The organism is Sphingomonas japonica (assembly GCF_006346325.1).
GTDB classification, from domain to species: Bacteria; Pseudomonadota; Alphaproteobacteria; order Sphingomonadales; family Sphingomonadaceae; genus Sphingomonas; species Sphingomonas japonica.
In genome coordinates, this window is record NZ_VDYR01000001.1 from 2,134,498 (window position 1) to 2,159,993 (window position 25,496).

Consider the following 25,496-nt stretch of genomic DNA (forward strand, 5'->3'; position numbering starts at 1 on the left):
GAACGGAACGCCGCACCGGCCCGCTCCCCCGCCCGGCCGTCCATACAGACCGTCCTAGATGGCTGGCGGAGTTGGGGAGCGGGCTGGCGCCGAAAAATCAAGCAATCACTCAGCTCTCGGCTGCCGCGGCGGTCTCGGTCGCGGCGGGCGCAAGCGGCACTGGGGGATGGTCGCCGACCAGCGCATAGGCACGCTCATACCATTCGGTGCCGGGATAGTTGGCACCCAATACCGCGGCCGACTTGCGTGCCTCGTCCCGCAGGCCAAGCGCGAGATAGCTCTCGGTCAGCCGCATCAGCGCCTCGGCGGTATGCGTGGTGGTCTGGAAATTCTCGACTACGTTGCGAAAGCGCAGCGTCGAGGACAGCCACTGGCCGCGCTTCTGATAGAAGCGTCCGATCTCCATTTCCTTGCCGGCGAGGTGGTCGTTGACGAGGTCGAGCTTCAATCGCGCATCCGCGGCATAGCGCGTATCCGGATAGCGCCGGGTAAGTTCGCCCAGCGAGGCGAGCGCCTGCTGCGTGATCTTCTGGTCACGCGTCACGTCGCTCATCTGCTCGTAATAGCTCATCGCGACGAGATAATAGGCGTAGGGCGCATCGCGATTGCCGGGGTGCACCGCCAAAAAGCGCTGCGCCGACTGGATCGATTCGGCATAGTCCTGGTTCACATAATAGCTGAACGCGCTCATCAGCTGCGCGCGGCGCGCCCATACCGAATAGGGATGCTGGCGCTCCACCTCGTCGAACAGCTTCGCCGCCATCTCGTACTGGCCGCGGTCGAGCCGATCCTTGGCGGCGGTATAGAGCGTGCCCACGTCGCGTGCGACATAGGGGGTGTCGGCCTTGTTACGGCCGCCGGCGCAACCGGCGACGGCAAGACTGGCGGCGACGAGCGTGCCGAACACGAGCGAGCGGGACAAGGGAATACGCATCGCCGCGTCTTACCCGAGCATCGGGCGCGCGAACAATGTTTTTCGTTGCGCGTTGCAGCGGCTGCCGCGCTATTGCGGCATCCCAGCCGATCGGCGATCCGTCCAAGACGATTGCCGAACCGGGATTCATTGGAGAGTGCGCCGTGCCCGCGACCTTGCTGACCACCCACCGTGTCGAGAAACCCTGGGGCCGCACAACGCTGTGGCCCGGCTTTCCCGATCCCTCCCCGGGCAGCGATCCGGTCGGCGAAGTGTGGTTCCAGGAACATGGCGACACCGCGCCCGACCTGTTAATCAAATATCTGTTCACCAGCGAGAAACTGTCGGTGCAGGTCCATCCCAACGACGAGCAGGCGCATGCCGCGGGGCTTCCGCGCGGCAAGGACGAATGCTGGCTGATCCTGGCCGCCGAACCCGATTCGACGATCGCGATCGGCACGCTCGAGCCGACCGACCGGGCCACGCTCAAGGCAGCGGCGCTCGACGGTTCGATCGAGGCGATGCTCGACTGGAAACCGGTCAAGGCGGGCGACTTCTTCTATTCGGCGTCGAACACGATCCACGCCATCGGCGCCGGGATCACGCTGATCGAAGTCCAGCAGAATTCGGATACGACCTATCGGCTCTATGACTATGGCCGCCCGCGCGAGCTGCATCTCGACGAGGGCATCGCCGTTTCCGATCCGGTGCCGTTCGTCGCCCCGGACGCGCCCGGCCGGGTAGCAGATGATCGCGAAATCCTGGTCGAGGGTCCCAAATTCGTGCTGGAACGCTGGTCGGCGGGGCGCCGCGATGTAGCGCTCCCGGATGGTACCACCGCCTGGCTGGTCCCGATCACCGGATCGGGCGAGGCCGACACCGTCGAATGGACGGCAGGCCAGTGCGTCGCCGTAACCGGATCGGCGAGCATCATCGCCGGAGAAGGCGCCGACCTGCTGTTCGCCTATCCGGGGACGCAGCGGCTGTCGCTTCGCTGAACGCAAGGTAGTTTCGGGTTCACGCAACCCACCGGCCGCATCACGGGTTCTTGCCGCATCCGCAACGGATGGAGGAACAGTATCATGCGTATCCCGATGCTTGCCATGACCCTTGCCGCAGTGGCGCTTCCCAGCGTCCCTGCACTTGCCCAGGACAACCCGCGCCAGGCGAACCGCGAATATAATCGCGAGGTTCGCCAAGCTAACCGTGAATATAAGCGCGATGTGCGCCGCGCGGCCTCGCCCCGCGACATTCGTCAGGCGCAGCGCGAACGAAACCGCGAGGTGCGCGACGCCCGCCAGGATCGCCGCGAGGACATTCGCGACTGGCGCCAGTATCGCAACTACAGCTATAATCGGTTCGAGCCCGGTCAGAACCGCTATTATGCCGATCGCTATTACCGGCAGGGCAATTATCGCCCCCTTCGCGTCACGCGGTCGAGCCGAGTGTATCGCGGCAGCAACGGCAGCTATTATTGCCGTCGTTCGGACGGCACGACCGGCCTGATCGTCGGGGCCGCGGCAGGAGGCATCCTCGGCAATCTGTTGTCGAACGGCCAGTCGAACATTCTCGGCACGTTGCTGGGCGCGGGCGCCGGCGGCGCGCTTGGATCGGTGGTCGACAGCGGTCGTCTGATCTGTCGCTAACCGCGAAATCCCGCGTGAAAGGGGCTCGGCGAGCGATCGCCGGGCCCTTTTTTCGTCAGATGATCCCGCCGCCGATGAACAGGCGCAGGGCCGTCGCAACGATCAGGATCAGGTTGAAATTACGCCCTGAATTGCTCGACGACAAAGCGCCCACCGCAGCGCCGACGATCGGGATGAAGATCACGAACCACAGCGTCAGCGCCAGGAACGGGATCGACCCGATCACGATGAACGGCAGCGCGAAAATCCCGATCAGGATCGAAACGATGTTGAGCATGTCCCGGGATATGCAGCGTCGCCCTGCCGGATACAATGACATTCCGCGCGGTACCGCCCATGCTTTGTTCACCATTGTCGGGCATGGCTGGCGCATGGGACGGCCAGGGAAATTGGCGGCAGTTTTGCTCGCGCTCGCGATCGCGGCGTGCAGCGGGGCCGTCGACGGGGAAGCGGACGGCACCGCGCTCGCCGCCGAACTCGCGCAGGGACAGGGTGAGGATGCCGCCGATCCGGCGCTGATGGCGGCGCTGAGCGATCCGATCATGGTGGATCCATTACTGTCGACCAAGGCCAATGCCGACGCCATCCGCCCGCCTACCCAGCCCATGTCGGGCCTCGTTCCGCGCGACGATGTCGCCGTCGGCACCAGCTATTCCGGCGGGTCGCTCGCCAAAGCGCCCGCCGCGCTTCCTGCCGATCGCGACTGCCCGCAATGCACCGCGTCCGCGGCAGCAATGACGCTGGTCGCGCTCGTTGCGGGTCAGCCGGGAGCCGAACTCCCGCGATGCGCGCCATCGATGCGGTATTCCGCAGCCTGGGCGCAGGCATTGCCGCCCGCCGCCCCCCTGTTTCCCGATGCGCGGGTGATCGAAGCGGCGGGGAGCGACGCAGGCGGCTGCGCATCGCGCGCGGTCAGCTTCGCATCCGCGACACCGATCGCAACCCTGCTCGACTGGTATTACACCCAGGCGAGCCGTGCGGGCTACGTCGCCGTACATCATCGCGACGGCGATCAGCACATCCTGGCGGCGCGGCGCTCCGGCGATGGCGCGACGGCGGTGGTATATCTCAATCCCCGCGATGCCGGCAGTTCGGTCGACGTCGTCACCGCACGCGGCCTCTGAGGTTCCCAATCGCTCGCATCCGCGCTAGGGCGCGGCGATGCCTTCCCTGCTCCTCGTCATGGCCGGCGGTGCGATCGGCGCCGGCGCGCGCCATCTTGTCGGCCGCATCGCCTTGTCGTGGCTGGGTCCCAACTATCCCTGGGGCACGCTGACGGTAAACCTGATCGGAGGCTTTGCGATGGGGATCCTGATCGGCACGCTGGCGCGGACTTCGCTCGCCGGCGAGCAGCTGCGGCTGTTGCTCGGGGTCGGCGTGCTCGGCGGGTTCACGACCTTTTCCGCGTTCAGCCTCGATGTCGTCAACATGCTCGAACGCGGCACCGTCGGCACCGCGCTGTTCTACGTCCTGATCTCGGTGATCGGCTCGATCGTCGCCCTGATCGCGGGACTCGCGATGATGCGGGCCATGGCATGACCACCGAGCAAGGCGTCCGCCAGTTCACCGTCGATGCCGAGGATGACGGCATCCGCCTCGACCGCTGGTTCAAGCGGCACTTGCCCGACACCAGCTTCAACATCGTCTCGCGCTGGGCGCGCACCGGCCAGCTGCGCGTCGACGGCGCGCGCGCGACACCCGGCGACCGCATCGCAACCGGGCAGTCGATCCGCGTTCCGCCCGACGAGCCCGAGCGCGCGCCCCGCGCCAAGCCGCAGCGCGAGCCACTGACGCCCGAGCAGATCGAATTCGCCAGGAGCATGGTGATCCACCGCGATGTCCAGGCGATCGTGCTCAACAAGCCTCCCGGGCTGGCGACGCAGGGCGGCACCAAGACCCACGAGCATGTCGATGGCCTGCTCGATGCGCTCGCTTTCGATCGCGACGACCGTCCCAAGCTGGTGCATCGTCTCGACAAGGACACGAGCGGGGCCTTGCTGCTCGCGCGCAGCCCCCGCGCCGCCGCGCACTTCGCCCGCAATTTCTCGAGCCGCAGCGCCAAGAAGATCTATTGGGCGCTGGTTGTGGGCGTGCCGGAAATCCGCGACGGCGTCATCGAACTTCCGCTCGCCAAGCAGCCCGGCTCGGGCGGCGAAAAGATGCATGTCGACGAGGCCGGGGGACTGCCCGCCAAGACCCGCTACCGCGTCGTCGAGCGCGCGGGCAACCGCGCCGCCTGGGTCGAGCTGCAGCCCTATACCGGCCGAACCCACCAGTTGCGCGTGCATCTGGCGGCGATCGGCCATCCCATCGTCGGCGACGGCAAATATGGCGGCGCCGAATCGTTCCTGACCGGCGGCATCAGCCGCAAGATGCATTTGCATGCCCGCCGCATCCGCATCGACCATCCCGATACCGGCAAGCTCGACGTCACAGCAGCGCTGCCGCCGCACTTCGCCGAATCGATGGACATGCTCGGCTTCGATCCCGCACTCGCCGAGGTCGCTCTGATCGACGACATCGCTCCGCCGCCCACTCGCGAAGAGAAAAAGGCCAAGGCGCGCGCCCACGCCAAGACGTTTCGCAAGGAGCGCCGCGGCGAGCGGCGGTCGCGCGGCGAGGCATGAACGCTCCCGCCCGGCTGGCGCTGTTTGACTGCGACGGCACGCTGGTCGACAGCCAGGCCAATATCTGCCGCGCGATGGAGGATGCGTTCGATCATCACCGGCTCGATCCCCCCGGCCGCGACGCGATCCGCCGCATCGTCGGATTGAGCCTGGTCGAGGCGATGGCGGCGCTTGTCCCGCACGCCGACGACGCTCTGCACCGCGCGCTCGCCGATCGCTACAAGTCGGGCTTCCAGGCGCTGCGCAGTAACGGCGGGCTGCTGGCGGAGCCGCTCTACGACGGCATCGCCGATGCGCTCGAAGCGATCGAGGATGCCGGCTGGGTGCTCGGCGTCGCCACCGGCAAGTCCGACCGCGGGCTGGCGCTGATCCTCGCGCATCACGGGCTCGACGCGCGTTTCGTCACGCTCCAGACCGCCGACCGCCACCCGTCCAAGCCGCACCCAGCGATGGCCGCGGCAGCGATGGCGGAGGCGGGCGCGGTGCCGGCCACGACGGTGATGATCGGCGACACCAGCTATGACATGGCGATGGCGGTCGCGGCCGGTGCGCATCCGCTTGGCGTGGCGTGGGGCTATCATGCGCCGGGCGAACTGCGCGCCGCTGGCGCTGCGGTCGTGATCGACCATGCGCGCGATCTGGCGCCGCACCTCGCCAACGTGTATTAAGCCTCCATGACACCTGATCCTGACGTGCTTGCGCGCAACCGCTGGTTCCTGATCGTGCTCGCGCGGATGGTGCCGGTCGCAGGGGCGCTGTTCGGGATCGTCCTGCTCGGGCGCGCGATCACCTTGCCCGATCGCATTCTCGGGGTGGCCATCGTGCTCTCGGCGCTGGTGGTGATGGCGGTCCTGCCCCGCCACCTCGCGCATCGCTGGCGCACGCCGCCCGCCGAATGAAGCGCTTCTGGAACGAGGTCGCCGTCGTCCTGGAGACGGGCGGCTATGGCATCGCGCTCGATGCGCGCCCGGTACGCACGCCCGGCCGCCTGCCGTTGCTCGTGCCCGGCATCGCGCTGGCGCAGGCGATCGCCGAGGAATGGCGCGCGGTCGATGGCGAGATCGACCCGCGCGCGATGCGGCTGACCGGGCTCGCCAATGCGGCGGTCGAGCGTATCGAGCCCGATCCTGCGCCCTTTCTTGCCGGGCTCGCCGGATATGCCGAAACCGACCTGCTCGCCTATCGCGCCGACGGTCCCGAACCGCTGGTCGAGCGGCAGGCGACGGCGTGGGACCCGCACCTCGCCTGGGCGCGCGCGCGCTATGATGTGCATATCGAGACCTTTGCAGGGGTGATGCATCACCCGCAGCCGCCTGCCACCGTCGCGAGGTTGCAGGATGCGCTCGCCGCGCGCTCGCCCTTCGAGTTGGCCGCCCTGTCGCCGATCGTCACGCTGACCGGATCGCTGATCCTGGGACTGGCGCTTGCGGAACGTGCGACCGATGCCGAAACCGTCTGGGCCGCGGCGAATCTCGACGCCGACTGGCAGGCGGAGTTATGGGGCGAGGACGATCTGGCCACCGCGACCCGCGCTGCCCACCGCGCCGAATATGACGGCGCAGTCAGGTTTCTCGCGCTACTTGAGCAACCCGCGGATGAAGCCGATCAGCCCGGTCTGGCGTGACCGCTTGAGTCGCTCCGACGCAAGGATCGAGCGTACCTTGTGGAAGCAGTCCTCGACATCGTCGTTGACCAGCACATAGTCATAGCCGTCCCAGTGGCTGACTTCGTTGGCCGCGCGCGCCATGCGGGCGTCGATCACCTCGACCGGATCGGTCGCCCGCGACAACAGCCGCTGGTGAAGTTCCTCCATCGACGGCGGCAGGATGAAAATGCGCACGACGTCGCCGCCGGCGATCTGGAACAATTGCTGCGCGCCCTGCCAGTCAATGTCGAACAGCACGTCGCGACCCGACGACAACATGTCATAGACCGGCTTTTTCGGCGTGCCGTAGCGGTGCCCGAACACATGCGCCCATTCGAGGAACTCGTGCGCCGAAACCATCCGGCGGAACTCCTCGAGATCGACGAAATGATAGTCCTTGCCATCGACTTCGCCGGGCCGGATCGGCCGCGTCGTCGCTGAGACGGACATGCTCAGCGACGGGTCGTCGGCAAGCAACTTGCGTGCGATCGTCGATTTGCCTGCACCCGAGGGTGAGGAAAGCACGAACAACACGCCGCGGCGTTGAAAGCCGTGCGGATCGGTCTCGGTATGGGCGGCCATGGCCGCTAGTGGCGCGCGCAGGGCCTGCGCGTCAAGCGGCGAGCGCCTAGAGGTCGGCGCCCGGGGCGACGCGCCCGCGGCGGCGCTGCTTGTGGCGATCGTACATCTTCTTGCCGACATACGCGCCGCCCAGCGCCATGCCGAGCGGACCCATCCGCGTCAGCATGCTCGTCGCCGCCCAGCCGATGGCAGCGCCCTTGACGCCGCCGCTGCCGTCGCGGCGATCGATTTCGCGACCGACCAACGCTCCGATGACACGGCGGATCATGCTTCGTCTCCATTTCCGAACGCCATCTCGGCCGCTTCGCCAAGCCCCTTGAGCACGAACCAGCCGACGGCGTAGGTCACCGCGACCGGAATCGCGACCTTGAGGACATTGGCCGCGATCGCGCCGATGATCGCGCCATCTGCGGACGAATCGTCGCCGCTCATGCTGTCGATCGCGCCGCCGACCAGCGCGCCGATGGTAGTTGCTCCCACAAGTTCCTCCTTGGTTTCGGCTGCACAACGGTGTGCCGCCCCGCAAGGTTCCGCCGCGCTCAGCGCCCGACCATGTCGCCCGGCCGGACCAGCCTGTCGAACGTCGCTTCGTCGACCAGCCCCAGCGCCAATCCCGACTGCTTGAGCGTCAACCCCTCGGCATGGGCGTGCTTGGCGATCTTCGCGGCGTTGTCATAGCCGATCTTGGGCGCAAGCGCGGTGACCAGCATCAGCGAGCGATCGACCAGTTCCGCGATCCGCGCCTCGTTGGCGACGAGCCCGTCGACGCACCGCTCGGCAAAGCTCTCCATGGCGGTGCTCAGCAGGTCGATCGAGCGCAGCACTGCGGCGCCGATCAACGGCTTGAACACGTTGAGCTCGAGATGCCCCTGCAGCCCCCCGATCGTAATCGCGGCATGGTTGCCCATCACTTGCGCGGCGACCATCGTCAGCATCTCGCACTGGGTCGGATTGACCTTGCCCGGCATGATCGAGCTGCCGGGTTCATTGGCGGGCAGGTCCAGTTCGCCAAGACCCGACCGCGGCCCGCTGCCCAGCAGCCGGATGTCGTTGGCGATCTTGGTCAGCGCCACCGCCAGCGTATTCAGCGTGCCGGACAAATGCACCAGCGGATCGTTCGACGCGAGCGCCTCGAACGCGTTCTCGGCGGGGATGAAGCCGATCCCGGTCAGCCCGCGCAGTTCGGCACAGAAATGCTCGGCGAACTTGGGCGGCGCGTTCAGCCCGGTGCCGACCGCGGTCCCGCCCTGCGCGACGCGATTGGTGCCATGTTCGACCGCCGGCTCGATCCGGCGACCGGCGCGATAGAGCTGATTGGCATAGCCGGAAAATTCCTGTCCCAGCGTCAGCGGCGTCGCGTCCTGCAGATGCGTGCGCCCGATCTTGACGATGCCGTCCCACGCCTTCGCCTTTGCATCGAGTGCGGCGTGCAGCCGGTCGAGCGCCGGGAACAGCCGTTGCGTAGCGGCCAGCGACGCGGCGATATGGATCGCGGTCGGGAAGCTGTCGTTCGACGACTGCCCGCGATTGACGTCGTCATTAGGATGCACCGGGCTCTTGCCGCCGCGTGTCCCGGTCAAAAGCTCGTTGGCGCGCCCGGCGATCACTTCGTTGACGTTCATGTTGGATTGCGTGCCGGACCCGGTCTGCCAGATCACCAGCGGGAATTGATCGTCGAGCTTGCCCTCTACGATCTCGCCCGCCGCCGCCTCGATCGCATCGGCCTTTTCGGCGTCCAGCCCGTGCCGCCGGTTCACCCGCGCCGCCGCCTGCTTCACATACGCCAAGCCGCGGACGATCTCGATCGGCATCGCCTCGCGCGCGCCGAACGGGAAATTCTCGATCGATCGCTGGGTCTGCGCTCCCCAATAGGCTTCGCCGGGCACCTCGATCGCGCCGATCGAGTCGGTTTCGGTGCGGGTCTGGGTCATGCGCTATCCTCCGTCGTACCAAGGAAAGCTGGGATCTCAGGCCGCGAGCGCAACCATTGACGGGACGTCACGGGAGTAAATCCCGTGACGTCGGAAACGGCGTAGCCGCACCGGCCGGCAGTTCGCGTCTCTTCGCGACCGCCGATTAGCGAGCGCTAATCGCCTCGCTCCCTATTTCTTCCGCTTGAAGTCCACCGCGACCACGTTCGACCCGTCGTCGGCGCCCTTGATCTCGGTATCGCCGTCATTCTCCGCGGGTTCGTGCGGTTCGGGACCGTCGGGTTCCTCCTGCGCCTGGAACCGCAGTTCGAAATTGACCGCAGGATCATGAAAGCCCGTTATCGCCGCGAACGGGATCACCAGCATCGACGGAATCTGGTTGAAGCTCAGCCCGACCGAGAACCGCCCCTCCTCGACCGACAAGTCCCAGTAGCGATGCTGGATGACGATCGTCATCTCGTCGGGAAAGCGATCGATCAGCCGCTGCGGGATATCGACGCCCGGCGCAGTGGTCTTGAAGGTGATGTAGAAATGATGCTGCCCCGGCAGCCCGCCGGTGCTTTCGATCTGGCCGAGCACGCGCCCCACCACGGCGCGCAGCGCCTCTTGCACGATCTCGTCGTACGGAATCAGGCTATCGGGGACACTGGCGTTCATCGTCCCACTTGCTAGTCGCAATTGAGGCAGGGTCAAGATTGCATGGTCCGCCGCCCACGCTATGTGGGGCCGATGCGCACCGCCACCATCAACCGCCGCACCAGCGAAACCGCGATCGACGTCACCGTCAATCTCGACGGGACCGGCGTTTATGCGATTGCGACCGGGATCGGCTTTCTCGATCACATGCTCGAGCAATTGTCGCGGCATTCGCTGATCGATCTGGACGTGAAGGTCGACGGCGACCTGCATATCGACCAGCATCACACCACCGAGGATTCGGCGCTGGCGATCGGCGAGGCGGTGGCCAAGGCGCTGGGCGACAAGAAGGGCATCCGCCGCTATGGCGATGCGCTGTCGCCGATGGACGAGACGCTGTGCCGTGTCGCGCTCGACATTTCGGGGCGGCCGTGGTGCGTGTTCGACCTCGAATTCTCGCAGGAGAAGCTCGGCGAGATGGATACCGAGCTGTTCGAGCACTGGTTCCAGAGCTTTGCGCAGGCCGCCGGCATCACGCTGCATGTCGAGCTGCTGCACGGGCGCAACAACCACCATTTCATCGAAAGCGCGTTCAAGGGGCTGGCGCGATCGCTGCGCACCGCGGTCGAGATCGACCCGCGCAAGGCCGATGCGATCCCGTCGACCAAGGGCATGTTGTGAGCAGCTTCGCCCGACCCGACGCACCGATGTGCCTGGCGCTGCTGACCTATGTCCAGCCGATCGACTCGGTCGATGCGCAATTGTCGGCGCATGTCGATTGGCTCGGCAAATGTTTCGACGAGGAATTGCTGATCCTCGCCGGGCGGCAGGTACCGCGCACCGGCGGCGTCCTGCTGTTCCGCGGCAGGCGCGCCGAGGTCGAGGCGCTCGTGGCAACCGATCCGTTCGTAACCTCGGGCGTCGCGACGGTCGCGGTGACCGAATTCAACGCAAGCATGGCGGCAGGTCCGCTCGCCGACCTGCTGACATGAGCAATCCGAAATGAGCGGCGCGGTCGCGCTGATCGATTACGGCGCGGGCAACCTCCATTCGGTCCACAATGCGCTGAAAGCGGCGGGTGCGGCCGACATCGCGATCACCGCCGATCCCGATGTCGTGCGCCGCGCCGACCGCATCGTCCTGCCCGGCGTCGGCGCATTCGGTGCCTGCGCGTCGGGGCTGCGCGGCTTGCCGGGCATGGTCGGTGCAATGGAGGAGCGCGCGCTGAACGGCGGCGTCCCGTTCCTTGGCATCTGCGTTGGCATGCAATTGCTGGCGACACGCGGGCTTGAGTTGGGCGAGCATGCCGGGCTGGACTGGATTTCCGGGACGGTCGGCAGCCTCGTGGCGAGCGACGGCGTGCGCGTGCCGCATATGGGCTGGAACGACGTCGCCCCCACCCGTCCCCACCCGCTGATCGAGCCGGGCGAGGCCTATTTCCTCCACAGCTTCGCGTTTGCCGGCGGCGACGTCCTCGCCACTACCGATCATGGCGGGCCCGTCACCGCCGCGATCGGCCGCGACAATCTGATCGGTATCCAGTTCCACCCGGAAAAGAGCCAGCGCTACGGCATCGCCCTGCTCGAAAGGTTCCTGGCATGGCGCCCCTGACGATCTTTCCCGCGATCGACCTCAAGCGCGGTCAGGTCGTGCGCCTTGCCGAGGGGGATATGGATCGCGCGACGATCTACGGCGACGATCCCGCGCATCAGGCGGCGCTGTTCGCCCAAGCGGGCGCGGACCACCTCCACGTCGTCGATCTGGACGGTGCGTTCGCAGGCGGGTCGGTCAACGGCGATGCGGTCGCGAACATCCTTGCGGCATTCCCCGGTCGCGTCCAGCTGGGCGGTGGCATCCGGGATCGCGCCGGCGTCGAACGCTGGATCGAGCTTGGTGTCGCGCGGGTGGTGATCGGCACTGCCGCACTCAAGCACCCGGAATTCGTCAAAGCCGCCGCTCGCGACTTTCCGGGCCGGATCGTGGTTGCGGTCGACGCGCGCGGCGGCATGGTCGCGACGCAGGGTTGGGCCGACGTGTCCGACGTCACCGCCGCCGACCTCGCCCGCCGCTTCGAGGACGCCGGCGTCTCGGCGCTGCTGTTCACCGATGTCGGCCGCGACGGGCTGCTCAAGGGCTGCAATGTCGAGGCGACGGTCGCCCTCGCCCGGACCGTCGCGATCCCGGTGATCGCCAGCGGCGGGGTGGCGGATCTCGGCGATATCGAGGTATTGCGCCCGCATGTCGCCGACGGCATCGAGGGCGTGATCACCGGGCGCGCACTGTATGACGGGCGGCTGGATCTGACGCAGGCGATCGCGGCGGGGCAGGTGTGATGCAGACTGCTCCCACCCGTTCGGTTCGAGCGCGGTCGAGAAATGCTGACCGGGCGCACCTTAGCGGTTACTCGACTTCGCTCGAAACGAACGGAATTGAGGGAATTTTCAACTCATGACCGTCCGCGCCCGCGTCATTCCCTGCCTCGACGTCGCGGGTGGCCGGGTGGTCAAGGGCGTCAACTTCGTCGATCTGATCGACGCGGGCGACCCGGTCGAGCAGGCGCGCGCCTATGATGCGGCGGGGGCCGACGAGCTGTGCTTCCTCGATATCACCGCCAGCCACGAGGCGCGCGGCACGATGGTCGACGTCGTGCGGCGCACGGCCGAAGTCTGCTTCATGCCGCTGACGGTCGGCGGCGGCGTGCGCGAAGTCGCCGATGCGCGCGCGCTATTGCTGGCGGGCGCCGACAAGGTCGCGGTCAACTCCGCCGCGGTGGCGCGGCCCGAACTCGTCGCCGACCTCGCCGACCGCTTCGGCAGCCAATGTGTCGTCGCCTCGGTCGATGCCCGCCGCGTCGGCGAGGACCGCTGGGAAGTCTTCACCCATGGCGGCCGCCGCGCCACCGGGATCGACGCGGTCGAACATGCGCTCAATCTGGCACGGCTCGGTGCGGGCGAGCTGCTGGTGACGTCGATGGATCGCGACGGCACGCGCGACGGCTATGACCTCGCGCTGGTCCGCACCATTGCCGACCGGGTGACGGTGCCGGTGGTGGCCAGCGGCGGCGTCGGCGGCTTGGGCGACCTGGTCGCCGGCATCCGCGACGGCCATGCCAGTGCGGTCCTGGCAGCATCGATCTTTCATTTCGGGCACGCAACCATCGCCGATGCGCACGCTGCATTGGCCGCTGCAGGGATCGCGGTACGCCGCCCGATGATTGACAGCCGCTCGGCGGGCCTTCACCCCGGCGCCGATGGCTGACCCGCTCGACACCCTGGAAGCGACGATCGCCGCGCGCCGCGCCAGCGATCCCGAGGCGTCCTATGTCGCTCGGCTGTCCGCCGCCGGCACCGCCAAGATCGCGCAGAAGGTTGGCGAGGAAGCGATCGAGACCGTCATCGCCGCGCTGTCGGGCGATCGCGCCGCGCTGACCTCGGAAGCCGCCGACCTGCTCTTCCACCTGCTTGTGCTGCTCGCCGATCGCGGCGTCACGCTCGGCGACGTCCGTGCCGAACTCGTCCGGCGCGAAGGCGTCTCCGGGCTGGACGAAAAGGCGTCGCGATCCGAATAGAGACGGCAAAGGAGCTTTCAATGCCGATCGACGCCACCCAGCCATATGACGACGCCAACATCTTCGCGAAGATCCTGCGCGGCGAGATACCCGCAAAGACGGTGTACGAGGATGATCACGCGCTCGCATTCCACGATATCAACCCTCAGGCGCCCCAGCATATCCTGGTGATCCCGCGCGGTCGCTATGTGTCGTGGGACGATTTCAGCGCGCACGCGTCCGACGCCGAAATAGCCGGCTTCGTCCGCGCCGTCGGTCATGTCGCGCGCGCCGCGGGGCTGGTCGAGCCGGGCTATCGCCTGCTCGCCAATACCGGCGGGGATGCGCATCAGGAGGTGCCGCACCTCCACGTCCACATCTTCGCGGGACAGCCGCTGGGTCCGATGCTGGCGCATTAGGGGATTGCACCGTCCCATTTACCGGCTAGGCTCGCGCCTTTCTTGGATCCAGGCGATACGGCAACGGCCGATCGCACCTTGGGGGAAGTGACTTCATGAAATTTGGGCGCGTAAAGCCACTCGACGCCATTTTGGCGACCGCGAAGGCCAAATCGCTGGAACCGACGCTGGGCTGGTTCCAGCTGACCCTGTTCGGCATCGGCTGCGTGATCGGTACCGGCATCTTCGTGTTGACCTCGGCCGGTGCGCAAAAGGCCGGTCCCGGTCTGATGCTCGCCTTTGCCATCGCCGGCGTGATCTGCATCTTCGCCGCCCTGTGCTACGCCGAGATCGCAGCGATGATCCCGGTGGCGGGCTCGGCCTACACCTATACCTACACGACCATGGGCGAATTGCTCGCCTGGACCGTGGGGTGGGCGCTGATACTCGAATATGCCGTCGCGGCATCGGCGGTATCGGTCGGCTGGTCGGGGTTTTTCGCGGGGACAATCCTCAGTGAATTCCTGGGCGTGCAGTTACCGACCTGGCTGTCGGGCGCGCCGCTGGCGCTGGGCGGAGTCGAGGGCGGCCTCATCAACCTTCCCGCGGTCCTGATCGCGCTGCTCATCACCTGGCTGCTGATGATCGGCACCACCGAAAGCGCGCGCGTCAACGCCGTACTCGTCGCGATCAAGGTGACCGCGCTGACCGCGTTCATCGGCATCACGCTCACCTCGGACGCTTTTGATTCGGGCAAGTTCAATCCGTTCCTTCCCGCCGGCGTGTTCGGCGGCTTCGGCTCCGGCCTGGGTGCGGTCGGCGCCGCGGCGACCATCTTCTTTGCCTATGTCGGCTTCGACGCGGTCTCGACTGCGGCGGAGGAGACCAAGAACCCGCAGCGCAACGTCCCGATCGGGCTGATCGGCTCGCTGCTGTTCTGCACCATATTCTACATCCTAGTGGCCGCAGGAGCGATCGGCACGATTGGCGGACAGCCGCTGATGGGGCCGAACGGTGTGCCGTTCCCAGCCGGGTCGGAGGAACTCGCGCGGCAATGCGCCACCTTTGCAGCCAATCAGCTGCCGCTGGTGTGTTCGGATGAGGCGCTGGCGCACGTCCTGCGCCAGATCGGCTGGTCTGGCGTGGGCAATGCGCTTGGCCTCGCCGCATCGCTGGCGCTGCCGTCGGTCATCCTGATCCTGCTGTTCGGCCAGACCCGCGTCGCGTTCGTGATGAGCCGCGACGGGCTGCTCCCGGAATCGTGGAGCAAGGTGCATCCCAAGTGGAAGACGCCGCACGTGATTACCGCGATCACCGGCATCGCGGTGGCATTTGCAGCGGCCTTCCTGCCGGTCGGCAAGCTCGCCGACATCGCCAATGCAGGAACGCTGTATGCGTTCATGATGGTGGCGATCGCCGTGATGATGCTGCGCAAGAGCAGCGCCGACTATCCCCGCAAGTTCCGCACGCCGATGTTGTGGCTGGTCGGACCGCTGACGGTTGCGGGGTGCATCTTCCTGTTCTTTAATCTGCCGATCGACGCCATGCTGGTCCTGCCGATCTGGGGCGCGCTCGGGTTGATCGTCTATTTTGGGTATAGCCGCAGCCGCAGCCATCTCGGCCGAGGCGTGGTCGAAGTCGTCGATCTCGACCATGATCCCGAGCATACTCCGAACGTCTGATCGTTCGAATGCGCTGACAGCGAAAAGGCCGGGGAGCGATCCCCGGCCTTTTCCTCGCCACGGCCTTGTTCGACCGCGACTAGCCCAGCTTGGCGGCAACCATCGCCTTCAGATCGACTTCCGGCCGCGCGCCGTAATGCGAGATGATCTCGGCCGCGCACAGCGCGCCCATCCGCAGCGACGTCGCGACGTCGCGGCCCTGCGCCTGGCCATGCAGGAACCCTGCCGCGAACAAGTCGCCCGCACCCGTAGTATCGACCACCCGCGCGATCGGCTCGGCCGCGACCGCCACCCGCTCGCCGTCCTTGACCGCGATCGCGCCATGCTCGCTGCGCGTCACCACCAGCACCGGCACCTGCGCCGCCGCCTGCGCGACCGCCGCCTCGAAATCCTCGGTCTGGCACAATGCCAGCAGCTCGTTCTCGTTGGCGAACAGGATGTCGATCAGGCCATCGGCCATCAACTGGCGGAAATCGTCGCCGTGGCGCGAGATGCAGAACACGTCGCTCAGCGTGAACGCCACCCGCCGGCCCGCCGCGCGCGCGACGTCGATCGCCGCGCGCATCGCGGCGCGTGGTTCTTCGGGGTCCCACAGATAACCTTCGAGATACAGGATCGCGCCGCCCGCGATCATCTCGCGGTCGATTGCATGCTCGGGCAGGAACTGCGACGCGCCCAGGAACGTGTTCATGGTGCGCTGGCCGTCGGGGGTGACGAAGATCAGGCAGCGCGCGGTGGTCGGCTCGCCTGCGCGCGGAGGCGTGTCGAACCGGATACCGGCGGCGTTGATGTCGTGCTTGAACACCTGGCCCAACTGATCGTCGGCGACCTGGCCGATAAACCCGCATTTTCCGCCCAGCGCCGCGATTCCGGCGATGGTGTTGGCCGCCGATCCGCCCGACACCTCGCGCCCCGGGCCCATCTTGGCATAGAGCGCATCGGCCTCGGCGGGCGAGAACATCAACTGCATCGACCCCTTGGTCATGCCCTGCTCGGCAATGAAGGCGTCGTCGGCCTGGGCGAGGATGTCGACGATCGCGTTGCCGATCGCAACGACGTCATAGGTGGCGGGGGTCAAGAACACTCTCCGGCGATGATTGGGATGCGCGGCGCGGTAGCCGGGGGCAGCGGCGCGCGCAACCGCGTTGACGCGCGCGCCGGGCTCCCGCATCGATGCGCGATGGTGCGTGCCCTGGCCTTGTCGATCGCACAACTGGGCGACCGCCCGGTCCTGGCGGTGCTTCTCAAATCCTTGCTCGTCACGGTGCTGCTGTTCGGGGTTGTCGGGTTCGCTGGCTGGGTGGGTGCGCGCGCGGTCATCGATGCGTTCGGCTGGGACGCGCGCTGGCGCGACCTTGCGGGGATAGCCGCGGTCGCGCTGGTGGCGGGCGGAGCATGGCTGGTGTTCCGCGCGGTCGCGATCGCGGTGGTCGGGATCTTCGCCGACGACGTCGTCGAGGCGGTCGAGCGGCGCCACTATCCCGATCGTCTCGCCACCGCGCGCCCCGTGTCGCTGATGCGCGGGATCGGCATGGGGCTGGGCTCGGCAGCGCGGACGATCCTCGTCAACGTGGCAATGCTGCCGGTCTACATCCTTCTGCTAGTCACCGGCATCGGCACCGCGATCGCGTTCTTCGCGGTCAATGGCTGGCTGTTAGGGCGCGATCTCGGCGACATGGTCGCGGCCAGGCATGTCGCACGCGATCATTTGCCCGCTTGGCGCGGCTCGACCCGCGGCAGCCGCCTGCTGCTCGGGCTCGGCGTCACCGCCCTGTTCGTCATCCCGGTCGTCAACCTGTTCGCACCGGTGCTCGGCGCGGCGATGGCAACGCATCTCTTCCACCGAAGGCCTGTCGCATGAAATCTATCATCGCACTCCTCGCGCTTGCCGCCGTGTCGGCATGCGCCGCCATCCCGCAGCCGACCGCCGGCACGCCGCCGCCGCCGTCGCGCCCCAGCTACACCACCGTCGGGCTCGAGCGGGTGCTTGGCCACAATGCGCAGGCGCTGGTGCAGCTGTTCGGTCAGCCCGACGCCGATCTCGAAGAGGGGCCGGGACGCAAGCTCCAGTTCGCCAGCGATATCTGCGTGCTCGACGCCTATCTCTATGCCGACCAGCGCGGCGGCGTGCCGACCGTGCGCCATATCGACGCCCGCCAGCGCGACGGGGCGGCAATCGACCGTGCCAGCTGCGTCGCCGCGCTCACCCGCCGCGAGGGCGGACGCTAGACGGGTTTTCGGGTAGACGGCATCGGCCCGCTCCCCACCCGGCCACCCACAGGATCATGCTGAATGGGTGGCCGGGTGAGGGCGCGGGCCGGTGCCGTCTATTGAAACGACCATAGCACCGGTCCTTAAGCGGTTGTTGACCGCTTTGCGCCAATGTCTTGGGTCGGGAGGGCCAGATGGCGTCACGCGCAACGCAATATCGACCGGTGGCACCGGCACAGGCCGATGCCCGGCGTGCGCCGCGGCACCGCGTCGTGGTCACCCGCGCGTCGGTCCGACGCCACGGTGCCGCTGCGGTCGAGGCGGTGCTCGACGATCTCTCGATCTATGGCTGCCGCGTCAGCGTCGCTGAACTCGATCCGGTGGGCGAGCGCCTGTGGCTGCGCTTCGAAGGCGGCATGCCGGTTGCCGCGACGGTGATCTGGGCGACCGACGGCCGCATGGGATGCCGCTTCGATCAACCGATCGCACGACAGCTCGCCAGAGCGCTGACGCTGGCGTTCGACTAAGCCTCACAGGGCTGCCAACCGTCCCCACGCCCACTCCGCCGCTTCGCGCACGACCGGGTCCGGGTCCGTTAGAAGCGGCGCAACCGCGCCGCGCAGCGCGGGCGCACCGCTGTTCCCGGCAGCGATCAGGCAGTTGCGCATCATCCGGTCGCGCCCGATGCGCTTGATCGGCGATCCGGCAAAACGTGCGCGAAACCCGGCATCGTCGAGCGCGAGCAGTTCGGCAAGGCCGGGGCCGTCATTGCCTTCGCGCGCGACGAACGCCTTGTTGGCCGCGGCGGCATCGGCGAACTTGTTCCACGGGCACACCGCCAGGCAGTCGTCGCAGCCATAGATACGGTTGCCGATCGCGGCGCGGAATTCGTCGGGAATCGCACCCTTGTGCTCGATCGTCAGGTACGAGATGCAGCGCCGCGCATCGAGCATATAGGGGCTGGGAAACGCGTCGGTCGGGCACGCGCGCTGGCACGCGTCGCACGATCCGCAGCGGTCGCGCCCGGCTTCGTCGGCGACGAGATCGAGCGTGGTATAGATCGCACCGAGGAACAGCCAGCTGCCATGCTCGCGGCTGACGAGGTTGGTATGCTTGCCCTGCCAGCCCAGCCCGGCGGCCTCGGCCAGCGGCTTTTCCATCACCGGCGCCGTATCGACGAATACCTTGAGCTCGCACCCCGCCTCGGTGGCGAGCCAGCGGCCGAGCGCCTTGAGCGCCTTCTTGACGACATCGTGATAATCCTTGCCCTGCGCATAGGCAGAGATGCGGCCGCGCGTCCCGGCGTCGGCCAGCGCCAGCGGATCGCCGGCCGGTGCGTAGCTCATCCCCAGCGCGATCACCGAGCGCACGTCGCGCCATAATCCACGCGGACTGCCGCGCTGGCCGGCGCGTTCCTCCATCCAGATCATCGTGCCGTGGCGGCCCGCCTCCAGCCATTGCCGCAGCCGCTCGGCGCTGCGCGGCGCGGCGTCGGCCGAAGCGATGCCGCATGCGGCGAAGCCCAGCACCTGCGCCTGCGCCTTGATCCGCTGCTCGAGGACGCGCGCGTCGGTCACGGCGCCGTGCCGCGCCGGGGAGCTGGAGGCTCGAGCCGGAACTTGAGCAGCAGGCTGCGCTGCAGGATTGATTCATTGTCGTCGGACACGATCCACAAGATGGTGTCGCCGCGCTCGCGCGTCACCGCCACGCCTTCGTAATTGTCCTGTGGCAGCGGCGGCGCGATCCGCCCGACCAGCGTTCCGGCGACGATCGCGCCGGGGCGGATGTCGCTGCGGCGCACAATCGCGACATTGCCGCGAAACCAGCGCTTGAGCGACGCCGAGCGGTTGAGGACGACAAGGTTGCCGTCGGGCAGCTGCGCCGCATCGGTGGGAAAGGATCGCGGCACCGGCGGACGATAGAAGAAGCCGAACGCGCGCGCATCGGGTCGCACGGGATCGCGGTCGAACAGGATCGCGCGCAACGGCTTCTTGCGGCGCTCTGTCGCCCGCTCGCTCAGCGACACAAACTGTCCCGACCGCAGCCGCACCAGCGTCTCGGCGCCGGCATTGACCGGCCAGCCCCGCATCGCCTCCGGCTCTACGTGTCCCAATGCCCGGTCAAAGCCATCGGCATAGCGCCAGATCGACCCCGGCAATCCTTCGGAAGGCTCGAACCCTGCCCACGCAGTCCCCGTCGCAGGATCGATCGCCAGCGATTCGCTATCCCGATGCTCCTTGCGCCAGCCCGATCCCGGCCCGTTCGGCAGCGCGCCGAACCGCACGCCGCGCGCGATGCCGTCGCCGCCTAGCGTGAAGCGGACCAGCGCTCCGCCGTCGCTCAGCAGCGTGAAGCGATCGCCGGCCACCGCGATTGCGCCGAAGCCCCCGAACGCCGGGTCGTTGCTGTGGAGTTCCCATCCGTTCAGATAGGTCAGGCGTCCGCTGCGCAGGCCAGGCGCGATGCCCAGTGGCCGCAGCGTCATCTGCGCCTTTGGACCAAAGCGGGGAATGCGCGGCTCGCCGGTCCAGCTCGGCACGAAGACGAGGATCAGCAGGATCGACAACAGGATGCGCATCGGCCGCATCCATAGCGGCGCGGCGCGGCTTGGCCACCCGCGCCTTTCCCTGAACCGGCGATAACAGCCGCATTCAGGCAAGGCTCAATGCGAATCACCCATAACCGGGTCATCGAAGGGCAGCGGCCTCGCCGCGACGCTTCGTCACGAAATTGAGATCACGACGGTTAGAGGAGATCGATCATGTTCAAGAAGCTCAGCATCGCAAGCGCAGCCATCGCCATGAGCGCATTCGCTCTCCCGGCAGCAGCATCGGCGGACACCGGCACGCTTGCCGCGACGCCGTTCACCAGCGCCGCCGCGCAGTTCGCGCCCGGCATCGCTTCGTTCGATACCGCCAGCGACTATCAGCGCTATCGTGACCGCCGCTATTATGGTCGCGATCGGCGCTACGCCAATCGCAACAACCGTCGCACGCCGCAGCGTTGCAGCAGCACCGAAGGCACCGTGATCGGCGCCGTTGCGGGCGGATTGCTCGGCAACACGGTCGCCGGGAACAACAATCGACTGCTCGGCACGATCATCGGTGGTGGTGCAGGCGCGCTCGCCGGCCGCGAAATCGACCGCTCGGGTCAGCCGCGCCGGTGCGCCCGGTATCGCTAAGCGACCGGCTCAACAGTTCAGTATCTCGCGTAGCGTATCGAGTTCCCTCGGGTAGCGTATCGAGGGCGGGGGCCGGGTTCGAAAGAGCCCGGCCCTTTGTTCTGCCTGGTGCAGGCGGCGCTACGTCGCCGACGATGCGCAAGGCGCAGCCGACGCGCAGCGCCAGGCACGGACGGCGGGTCGGCTTGCCGAACCCGACCGACGGCAGCGGCTTCGCCGCTGCCGCGTTCATGCCGACATCCTGCGAACCTACCCCAAACCTCTGGTGTCGAACGAAGTCGAGACACACCGGCCGCAGGGCCAGGCCCCGCACTTCCCGACTTCGCTCGAAACGAACGGAGCTGGGCGGACGGACGCCATTCCAAAATTCCGCCGCGGCGAAGCCGCGCCGTCAGTCGGCGCTGCAGCGCCGCTGGCCGTGCCGAGCGCTGCGCGTCGGCTTCGCCTTGCGCAGCGGCGCGGACGTTGCCGCGCCTGCGCCCGTCAGTACATATGCTGCCCGCCATTGATGCTCAGCGTCGATCCAGTGACGAATCCGCCCTCTTCCGAGCAGAGGAACGCCACGCCGCGCGCGATCTCGCTCGCCTGGCCCAGCCGCCCGACCGGAATCTTGGCGACGATCTTTTCCAGCACGTCGGCGGGCACTGCCGCGACCATATCGGTGTCGATATAGCCCGGCGCGATCGCGTTGACGGTCACCCCGGCGCGCGCGCCTTCCTGCGCCAGCGCCTTGGTGAAGCCGTGGATACCCGACTTGGCGGCGGCATAGTTGACCTGGCCGTACTGGCCTGCCTGGCCGTTGATCGAACCGATATTGACGATCCGGCCCCATTTGCGCTCGCGCATGCCCGGGAACACCGCCTTGGCCATGTTGAAGCAGCCGCCCAGGTTGATGCGGATCACGTCTTCCCACATTTCGCGCGTCATCTTCAGGATCGTGCCGTCGCGCGTCACCCCGGCATTGTTGACGACGACATCGACCGGGCCGAGTTCGCCGGCAACCTTGGCGCAGCCTTCCTGGCACGCGTCGTAATCGCCGACATCCCATTTGTACGACGCGATGCCGGTGCGTTCGGTGAAGGCCTTGGCCTTCTCCTCATTGCCGGCATAATTCGCCGCCACAGCGAATCCCATGTCCTTGAGCGCGAGGCTGATCGCCTCGCCGATCCCGCGGGTGCCGCCGGTTACGATCGCTACGCGTGCCATCCAGTCCTCTCCTTCTTATCGTTGTCGCCTACGCTAGGCAGGGCAGGCCCACCCGGCAAGTTCGCGTTGCAGCAACGCCTTGAGCATCGAAATGCCCTCCTCGCCGGCGTTGAGACAAGGGATGTACGCGAAATCGGTTCCGCCGGCGGCTTCGAACTCCTCGCGCCCGCGGATCGACAACTCCTCGAGCGTCTCGACGCAATCGGCGGAAAAGCCCGGCGCGATGATCGCCACCCGGGTGACGCCCTTGCCCGGCAACGCGCTCAGCGTATCGTCGGTGGCGGGGCCGAGCCATTCGGCCGGCCCGAAGCGCGACTGGAACGACGTGATCAGCGGCCGTCCGGCAAGCACCGGCGCCAGCGCTTCCTCCAGCAGCCGAGCCGTCTTCTGGCAATGGCAATGATACGGATCGCCAAGGCTCAGCGTGCGCCGCGGCATGCCGTGGAAGCTGGCGACCAGCGCCTGCGGCTCGAATTCCAGCGCTTGCAGCGCCGCCTCGACGCTTGCCCGCAGCGCGTCGATATAGGCGCGATCGTCGTGATAGGGCGGCAGCGTGCGGATCGCGGGCTGCCAGCGCATCGCCGCCAGCTTGGCGAACGCCTTGTCGTTGGCGGTAGCGGTCGTCGCCGCGCAATATTGCGGATAGAGCGGCGCGAGCAGGATGCGGTCGCACCCGGCATCCTTCATCGCCTGCAGGCGGTCGCCGATCGCGGGCTTGCCATAGCGCATCGCCCAATCGACCAGCACCTCCGGCCCGAACGCGTTCTTCAGCGCGAGCGCCTGCGCCTTGGTGATCGCGGCGAGCGGCGATCCGTCGTCGCTCCACACCTGGCTGTACGCCTCGGACGATTTCTTGGGCCGGGTGTTGAGGATGATGCCGCGCAGGATCGGCTGCCAGGCGATGGGCGGGATTTCGACGACGCGGCGGTCGGAGAGGAACTCGGCAAGGTAGCGCTTGACCGATTTGGGGTCGGGGCCGTCGGGGGTGCCGAGATTGATGAGCAGCACGCCGACCCGCGGGCGCACGATCGGCGGGTGATCGGCGGGAAGCTCCATCAGACCGCGCCCAGCGGCAGGCTGCGCCGCCGCACCCCGGTCGCCGCCATCAGCGCATTGCCGATCGCGGGCGCGACGGCAGGCACGGCCAGTTCGCCCACGCCGCCGGGATCGGCATCGCTGCGGATCACCTCGACGACGATCTCGGGCATGGTCGCCAGCGTCGGCAGCCCAAGCTGCGACAGCGCGCGCGTATCGGCCAGTCCCGCGCTCATCGTCGTCGATCCGCCGGTCGCGGCCGCCACTGCAAACATCAATCCCCCTTCGATCTGCTGGAGCACCAGGTCGGGATTGACCTGTCGTCCACAATCGACCGCCGCGACCAGCCGGTCGACGCGCACCCGCGCGCCTTCCATCCGGGCCTCGGCCAGAACTGCGATATAGGAGCCGCGGAACGAATGGCACGCGATTCCCTGCCCGCTGCCGGGAATGCCGCCCTGCCACCCGCCCAGCGTCCCGACGGTCGACAGGCAGCGTACCAGCCGCGCCTGCTGGCCGAGCATCGCGATGCGGAACGACAACGCCTCGATATTGGCCACATGCGCCAGTTCGTCGATGAAACTCTCGGTGAAAAAGGCGGTGTAGCTGTGCGCCCCCGATCGCCACTCGCCCGTCGGCACGCCGATCGCCGCGGGGTGGTGGTCGATCGCCAAGTCGGGGATCGCATAGGGCGGCAATCCGCCTGCCACCGCCGACGGATCGGCGGCTCCCGGCAGCGCCAGCGCCATCGCGACCGTGGCATCGTCGCCGAGCAGACGACGCGTCACCTCGCGCCCGGTGGCAGGCGCGGCGATCCTGGCCTGCCAGCCGCGGATCGCGCCGTTGCTGCCCAGCCGCGCGGCCATCCGCCCGACCGCAGGCGGCCGATACCGGTCGTGCAGGCAATCCTCCGATCGCGACCACATGAGCTGCACCGGCTTGCCGACCGCCTTGGCCAGCACCGCCGCCTGCTCGATCGCCAGCGTCTCCAGCTTCGCCCCGAATGAACCGCCCGCCATCATCGGGAACAGCACCACCGCGGATTCGGCGATCCCGGCGGCGCGGGCGGCGGCGGCGCGGGCGATGCTGGGCGCTTGCGTCGGCGCCCACACCCGCAACCGGCCCCCGGCGAATTCAGCCGTCGCCGTCATCGGTTCGAGCGGCGCGTGCAGCGCGAGGCCGACGCGATATTCCGCCGTCACCACCCGCGCTCCCCCGAACACTGCTGCCAGATCGCCTGCGCTGTGGACCCGCTTGCCCGGCGCGTCGAACGCGGCGTCGAGCGCGGCGTCGATACCTGCGCTCGACACCAGTCCGCCGCGCGTCTCGAAGCGCGGTGCCAGCGCGTCCAGCGCGCGGTTCGCCGCCCACCAGTCGCTCGCGACTGCCGACACCCAGCGCGGAGTCTCGACGACGTGCAGCACGCCCGGGATACGATCGGCGGCCGCGCGGTCGACCCGCACCAGCCGCGTGTCGCCCGGCGGGCCCTGCCGGATCGACGCGAACACCATGCCGGGCAGGCGCACGTCGCCGGCAAAAGTGGCGCTGCCGTCGACCTTGGCGGGGACGTCGAGGCGCGGCAGCGGCTGATTGACCAGCCGGTCCGCCTCGTCGTTGCGCAGCGGCAGGATCTCGGGAAGCGATTCGCCCGCCGCCTCGTCGACCAGCTCGCCAAAGCGCAGGCGGTCCTGCCCGCGCACAACGAATCCCCCGGCGGTGCCGCACGATTGCCAGTCGGTGCCCCAGCGCCGCGCCGCCGCCTTGCACAGCAGCACCCGCGCCGCCGCACCGGCATCGCGCAAGGGGCCTTCGAACATCCGCACCGACGTCGATCCCGCCGTCAGCACCAGCGCGCTGCGCGTGACATAGCGGTCGCGCAGCTCTTCGGGCAGCGCGCCCAGACTGTCCTCGAACAGGATCTCGGCCGCCATCGGATTGGCGTAGAGCGGATTGAGCGGCGCCGGTTCCACGGCCACCGTACGCCAGTCGGCGCCGAGTTCGTCGGCCAGGATCTGCGGCAGCGCGGTATAGACGCCCTGCCCCAGCTCGGCCTGCGGCACCGCGACGGTCACCTGCCCGTCGCGCCCGATCTTGAGCCATGCGCCGAACAGCTGCTCGCCTTCGCCGGCGGTCAGGTTCGGCGCATAGTCGCGCGGCCAAAGCCCCCAGGCGATCGCGAGGCCAAGCCCGGCCCCGCCGCCGACCAGCAGCGTGCGGCGGCTGATCCCACCGCGTCGAGCCTCACCCAATGCCATC

At 67.8% G+C, this 25,496-nt stretch carries 33 protein-coding genes; 20 read left to right on the plus strand and 13 right to left on the minus strand.

Annotated features, from left to right (window positions below; translation table 11 throughout):
• Nucleotides 1–109 precede the first annotated feature (109 nt).
• Entirely contained in the window at nt 110–934 is an 825-nt protein-coding gene (locus tag FHY50_RS10450; RefSeq protein ID WP_140048368.1) for an outer membrane protein assembly factor BamD, read from the minus strand.
• A 143-nt stretch (nt 935–1,077) separates the two neighbouring features.
• On the opposite strand from FHY50_RS10450, the gene FHY50_RS10455 reads away from it, so the two are divergent.
• A complete protein-coding gene (locus FHY50_RS10455; RefSeq protein WP_140048369.1) occupies nt 1,078–1,911 on the plus strand; it encodes a class I mannose-6-phosphate isomerase in 834 nt (277 codons plus the stop codon).
• Nucleotides 1,912–1,995: 84 nt separating this feature from the next.
• A complete protein-coding gene (locus FHY50_RS10460) occupies nt 1,996–2,559 on the plus strand; it encodes a glycine zipper 2TM domain-containing protein (RefSeq protein WP_140048370.1) in 564 nt (187 codons plus the stop codon).
• A 55-nt stretch (nt 2,560–2,614) separates the two neighbouring features.
• Here the strand turns inward: FHY50_RS10460 and FHY50_RS10465 are convergent, their stop codons facing one another.
• Nucleotides 2,615–2,836, minus strand: a complete 222-nt coding sequence (locus FHY50_RS10465) for a hypothetical protein (protein ID WP_140048371.1) — start codon at nt 2,834–2,836, stop codon at nt 2,615–2,617.
• Here FHY50_RS10465 and FHY50_RS10470 point away from each other — a divergent pair.
• The 6 genes from FHY50_RS10470 to FHY50_RS10495 are packed head-to-tail and all read left to right on the plus strand — an operon-like array spanning nt 2,835 to nt 6,810.
• Nucleotides 2,835–3,683: a hypothetical protein gene (locus FHY50_RS10470; protein WP_140048372.1), complete on the plus strand. Its 849-nt coding sequence runs from the start codon at nt 2,835–2,837 to the stop codon at nt 3,681–3,683. The two genes, FHY50_RS10465 and FHY50_RS10470, sit on opposite strands and share 2 nt — an antisense overlap.
• A gap of 37 nt (nt 3,684–3,720) precedes the next feature.
• Nucleotides 3,721–4,098 carry a fluoride efflux transporter CrcB gene (gene crcB, locus FHY50_RS10475; RefSeq protein WP_140048373.1) on the plus strand — a complete coding sequence of 126 codons (378 nt, stop codon included), beginning with the start codon at nt 3,721–3,723 and terminating at the stop codon, nt 4,096–4,098.
• On the plus strand, nt 4,095–5,186 hold the full coding sequence (locus tag FHY50_RS10480; protein ID WP_140048374.1) for an RluA family pseudouridine synthase: 1,092 nt from the start codon (nt 4,095–4,097) through the stop codon (nt 5,184–5,186). The genes crcB and FHY50_RS10480 overlap by 4 nt, the downstream gene beginning before the upstream one ends.
• Nucleotides 5,183–5,854, plus strand: a complete 672-nt coding sequence (locus FHY50_RS10485) for an HAD-IA family hydrolase (protein WP_140048375.1) — start codon at nt 5,183–5,185, stop codon at nt 5,852–5,854. Before FHY50_RS10480 ends, FHY50_RS10485 begins: the two co-directional genes overlap by 4 nt.
• 6 nt (nt 5,855–5,860) lie before the next feature.
• The gene (locus FHY50_RS10490) at nt 5,861–6,085 is read left to right on the plus strand and encodes a hypothetical protein (RefSeq protein ID WP_140048376.1); all 225 of its coding nucleotides are present in this window, start codon (nt 5,861–5,863) and stop codon (nt 6,083–6,085) included.
• Nucleotides 6,082–6,810, plus strand: a complete 729-nt coding sequence (locus FHY50_RS10495) for an ATP12 family chaperone protein (RefSeq protein ID WP_140048377.1) — start codon at nt 6,082–6,084, stop codon at nt 6,808–6,810. The genes FHY50_RS10490 and FHY50_RS10495 overlap by 4 nt, the downstream gene beginning before the upstream one ends.
• Here FHY50_RS10495 and gmk read toward each other — a convergent pair.
• The 5 genes from gmk to FHY50_RS10520 form a co-directional block, all read right to left on the minus strand.
• Nucleotides 6,763–7,413, minus strand: coding sequence for a guanylate kinase (gene gmk, locus FHY50_RS10500; protein ID WP_140048378.1), 651 nt, complete (start codon nt 7,411–7,413; stop codon nt 6,763–6,765). The genes FHY50_RS10495 and gmk overlap by 48 nt on opposite strands.
• Before the next feature lie 46 nt (nt 7,414–7,459).
• The gene (locus FHY50_RS10505; protein ID WP_140048379.1) at nt 7,460–7,681 is read right to left on the minus strand and encodes a hypothetical protein; all 222 of its coding nucleotides are present in this window, start codon (nt 7,679–7,681) and stop codon (nt 7,460–7,462) included.
• Nucleotides 7,678–7,893 (minus strand): hypothetical protein, encoded by a 216-nt coding sequence (locus FHY50_RS10510; protein ID WP_140048380.1) that lies wholly within the window; start codon nt 7,891–7,893, stop codon nt 7,678–7,680. Before FHY50_RS10510 ends, FHY50_RS10505 begins: the two co-directional genes overlap by 4 nt.
• A 59-nt stretch (nt 7,894–7,952) precedes the next feature.
• Nucleotides 7,953–9,344 carry a class II fumarate hydratase gene (fumC, locus tag FHY50_RS10515; protein WP_140048381.1) on the minus strand — a complete coding sequence of 464 codons (1,392 nt, stop codon included), beginning with the start codon at nt 9,342–9,344 and terminating at the stop codon, nt 7,953–7,955.
• Nucleotides 9,345–9,515: 171 nt separating this feature from the next.
• Nucleotides 9,516–10,001, minus strand: coding sequence for an SspB family protein (locus tag FHY50_RS10520; protein ID WP_140048382.1), 486 nt, complete (start codon nt 9,999–10,001; stop codon nt 9,516–9,518).
• Nucleotides 10,002–10,073: 72 nt separating this feature from the next.
• Here FHY50_RS10520 and hisB point away from each other — a divergent pair, with 72 nt between their 5' ends.
• The 8 genes from hisB (at nt 10,074) to FHY50_RS10560 (ending at nt 15,607) form a co-directional block, all read left to right on the plus strand.
• Nucleotides 10,074–10,661 carry an imidazoleglycerol-phosphate dehydratase HisB gene (gene hisB, locus FHY50_RS10525; protein WP_140231152.1) on the plus strand — a complete coding sequence of 196 codons (588 nt, stop codon included), beginning with the start codon at nt 10,074–10,076 and terminating at the stop codon, nt 10,659–10,661.
• A complete protein-coding gene (locus FHY50_RS10530; RefSeq protein WP_140048383.1) occupies nt 10,658–10,972 on the plus strand; it encodes a YciI family protein in 315 nt (104 codons plus the stop codon). The genes hisB and FHY50_RS10530 overlap by 4 nt, the downstream gene beginning before the upstream one ends.
• Nucleotides 10,973–10,982: 10 nt before the next feature.
• On the plus strand, nt 10,983–11,591 hold the full coding sequence (hisH, locus tag FHY50_RS10535) for an imidazole glycerol phosphate synthase subunit HisH (protein WP_140048384.1): 609 nt from the start codon (nt 10,983–10,985) through the stop codon (nt 11,589–11,591).
• Nucleotides 11,579–12,313 carry a 1-(5-phosphoribosyl)-5-[(5-phosphoribosylamino)methylideneamino]imidazole-4-carboxamide isomerase gene (gene hisA / locus FHY50_RS10540; protein WP_140048385.1) on the plus strand — a complete coding sequence of 245 codons (735 nt, stop codon included), beginning with the start codon at nt 11,579–11,581 and terminating at the stop codon, nt 12,311–12,313. Before hisH ends, hisA begins: the two co-directional genes overlap by 13 nt.
• 115 nt (nt 12,314–12,428) lie before the next feature.
• Entirely contained in the window at nt 12,429–13,238 is an 810-nt protein-coding gene (hisF, locus tag FHY50_RS10545; RefSeq protein WP_140048386.1) for an imidazole glycerol phosphate synthase subunit HisF, read from the plus strand.
• Entirely contained in the window at nt 13,231–13,548 is a 318-nt protein-coding gene (locus FHY50_RS10550) for a phosphoribosyl-ATP diphosphatase (RefSeq protein WP_140048387.1), read from the plus strand. The genes hisF and FHY50_RS10550 overlap by 8 nt, the downstream gene beginning before the upstream one ends.
• Before the next feature lie 20 nt (nt 13,549–13,568).
• A complete protein-coding gene (locus FHY50_RS10555) occupies nt 13,569–13,946 on the plus strand; it encodes a histidine triad nucleotide-binding protein (RefSeq protein ID WP_140048388.1) in 378 nt (125 codons plus the stop codon).
• Nucleotides 13,947–14,041: 95 nt separating this feature from the next.
• Nucleotides 14,042–15,607, plus strand: coding sequence for an amino acid permease (locus tag FHY50_RS10560; RefSeq protein ID WP_140048389.1), 1,566 nt, complete (start codon nt 14,042–14,044; stop codon nt 15,605–15,607).
• Nucleotides 15,608–15,686: 79 nt separating this feature from the next.
• Here the strand turns inward: FHY50_RS10560 and FHY50_RS10565 are convergent, their stop codons facing one another.
• Nucleotides 15,687–16,685 carry an adenosine kinase gene (locus tag FHY50_RS10565; RefSeq protein WP_140231153.1) on the minus strand — a complete coding sequence of 333 codons (999 nt, stop codon included), beginning with the start codon at nt 16,683–16,685 and terminating at the stop codon, nt 15,687–15,689.
• A 102-nt stretch (nt 16,686–16,787) separates the two neighbouring features.
• Here FHY50_RS10565 and FHY50_RS10570 point away from each other — a divergent pair, with 102 nt between their 5' ends.
• The 3 genes from FHY50_RS10570 (at nt 16,788) to FHY50_RS10580 (ending at nt 18,345) form a co-directional block, all read left to right on the plus strand.
• The gene (locus FHY50_RS10570) at nt 16,788–17,468 is read left to right on the plus strand and encodes an EI24 domain-containing protein (RefSeq protein WP_140048390.1); all 681 of its coding nucleotides are present in this window, start codon (nt 16,788–16,790) and stop codon (nt 17,466–17,468) included.
• Nucleotides 17,465–17,836: a hypothetical protein gene (locus FHY50_RS10575; protein WP_140048391.1), complete on the plus strand. Its 372-nt coding sequence runs from the start codon at nt 17,465–17,467 to the stop codon at nt 17,834–17,836. Before FHY50_RS10570 ends, FHY50_RS10575 begins: the two co-directional genes overlap by 4 nt.
• A gap of 176 nt (nt 17,837–18,012) precedes the next feature.
• The gene (locus FHY50_RS10580) at nt 18,013–18,345 is read left to right on the plus strand and encodes a PilZ domain-containing protein (protein ID WP_140048392.1); all 333 of its coding nucleotides are present in this window, start codon (nt 18,013–18,015) and stop codon (nt 18,343–18,345) included.
• A 3-nt stretch (nt 18,346–18,348) separates the two neighbouring features.
• Here FHY50_RS10580 and queG read toward each other — a convergent pair whose 3' ends face one another.
• Entirely contained in the window at nt 18,349–19,395 is a 1,047-nt protein-coding gene (queG, locus tag FHY50_RS10585) for a tRNA epoxyqueuosine(34) reductase QueG (RefSeq protein ID WP_140048393.1), read from the minus strand.
• Nucleotides 19,392–20,396: an esterase-like activity of phytase family protein gene (locus FHY50_RS10590; protein ID WP_140048394.1), complete on the minus strand. Its 1,005-nt coding sequence runs from the start codon at nt 20,394–20,396 to the stop codon at nt 19,392–19,394. Before FHY50_RS10590 ends, queG begins: the two co-directional genes overlap by 4 nt.
• Before the next feature lie 183 nt (nt 20,397–20,579).
• Between FHY50_RS10590 and FHY50_RS10595 the strand changes: the two genes are divergently transcribed.
• Nucleotides 20,580–20,999, plus strand: coding sequence for a glycine zipper 2TM domain-containing protein (locus tag FHY50_RS10595; RefSeq protein WP_140048395.1), 420 nt, complete (start codon nt 20,580–20,582; stop codon nt 20,997–20,999).
• Between the two features lie 483 nt (nt 21,000–21,482).
• Here FHY50_RS10595 and phbB read toward each other — a convergent pair whose 3' ends face one another.
• Genes phbB through FHY50_RS10610 form a run of 3 tightly spaced genes read right to left on the minus strand, consistent with a single transcriptional unit; the run spans nt 21,483 to nt 25,495 of the window.
• The gene (gene phbB / locus FHY50_RS10600; RefSeq protein WP_140048396.1) at nt 21,483–22,205 is read right to left on the minus strand and encodes an acetoacetyl-CoA reductase; all 723 of its coding nucleotides are present in this window, start codon (nt 22,203–22,205) and stop codon (nt 21,483–21,485) included.
• Between the two features lie 33 nt (nt 22,206–22,238).
• Nucleotides 22,239–23,261 (minus strand): ferrochelatase, encoded by a 1,023-nt coding sequence (gene hemH, locus FHY50_RS10605; protein ID WP_140048397.1) that lies wholly within the window; start codon nt 23,259–23,261, stop codon nt 22,239–22,241.
• A complete protein-coding gene (locus tag FHY50_RS10610) occupies nt 23,261–25,495 on the minus strand; it encodes a xanthine dehydrogenase family protein molybdopterin-binding subunit (RefSeq protein WP_140048398.1) in 2,235 nt (744 codons plus the stop codon). The genes hemH and FHY50_RS10610 overlap by 1 nt, the downstream gene beginning before the upstream one ends.
• Between the last annotated feature and the right edge of the window lies 1 nt (nt 25,496).